The organism is Clostridium sp. 1001283B150210_160208_E6, from assembly GCF_015669365.1.
GTDB classification, from domain to species: Bacteria; Bacillota; Clostridia; order Clostridiales; family Clostridiaceae; genus Clostridium; species Clostridium paraputrificum.
The window spans coordinates 1-1,280 of the sequence record NZ_JADPAA010000043.1 but is presented as its reverse complement, the minus strand read 5'-3'; the positions used below and the strand labels follow the sequence as shown (position 1 = coordinate 1,280).

Below are 1,280 nucleotides of genomic sequence, written 5' to 3'. Positions count from 1 at the left end.
TCCAAAGGATGAAAATAGGGATAGATTTGTTTTATCAAAAGGTCATGCAGCTCCAGTACTATATAGTGCATTAGCAAGAAGAGGATTCTTCGACCCTAAAGAATTAATGACATTAAGAAAAATTGGTTCAGATTTACAAGGGCATCCTAACATGAATGATCTACCAGGAATAGATATGTCAACTGGTTCATTAGGTCAAGGTATTTCAGCAGCAGTAGGAATGGCTTTAGCAGGTAAAGTAGATAAAAAAGACTACAGAGTATATGCATTACTTGGAGATGGAGAATTAGAAGAAGGTCAAGTATGGGAAGCTAGTATGTGTGCAGCTCATTATAACTTAGACAATTTAACTATATTTATAGATTTTAATGGATTACAAATAGATGGAGATATAACTAAGGTTATGAGTCCATGTCCAATAGATAAGAAGTTTGAAGCCTTTGGTTGGAACGTATTAGTTATAGACGGACATAACTATGATGAAATTTTAGGTGCTATAGAAAAAGCAAAAAACCATAAAGGTGAGCCAACAGCAATAATTTGTAATACAGTTAAAGGAAAGGGAGTTTCATTTATGGAAAATGAGGCTTCATGGCATGGAACAGCTCCAAGCAAGGAACAATGTGAAGTAGCAGTTAAGGAATTAGGAGGAGAAATATAATGAGTAAGAAGATTGCAACTAGAGAAGCTTATGGTAAAGCATTAGCAGCATTAGCTAATACAAATGAGAATGTAGTAGTATTAGATGCAGACCTTTCAAAGTCAACAAAGACTGCAGATTTTAAGGCAGTAGCTCCTGAAAAATTCTTTAACATGGGAATAGCAGAAGGAAACATGATGGGTGTTGCAGCAGGACTTTCAACTTGTGGTAAGGTACCTTTTGTAAGTACTTTTGCAATGTTTGCAGCAGGAAGAGCTTTTGAACAAATAAGAAACTCAATATGTTATCCTAAATTAAACGTAAAGGTATGTGCAACACATGCTGGTTTAACAGTTGGAGAAGATGGAGCATCTCACCAAGCTATTGAAGATATATCTTTAATGAGAAGTGTACCTAATATGGTAGTTATAAATCCAGCAGACGATATAGAAACAGAAGCTGCAATAAAGGCAGTTGCAGAAATGGAAGGACCTTGCTATGTAAGACTTGGTAGAATGGCAGTTTCAAGAGTTAATGATGAAACAAACTATAACTTTGTAATAGGTAAGGGAATAACTTTAGCTGAAGGAAATGATGTAGCAATAATAGCAACAGGAATAATGGTTGAAGCTGCATTAGA

2 protein-coding genes are annotated in these 1,280 nt (G+C 35.3%); both read left to right on the top strand.

What is annotated here, in order from left to right:
* Window positions 1-661: transketolase (locus I4V16_RS17300; protein ID WP_195966948.1), on the top strand; the 661-nt coding region annotated here is incomplete at its 5' end.
* Window positions 661-1,280, top strand: a 620-nt coding sequence (locus I4V16_RS17295; protein WP_195966947.1) for a transketolase family protein, incomplete at its 3' end; no start/stop codon positions are given. The genes I4V16_RS17300 and I4V16_RS17295, both read left to right, overlap by 1 nt.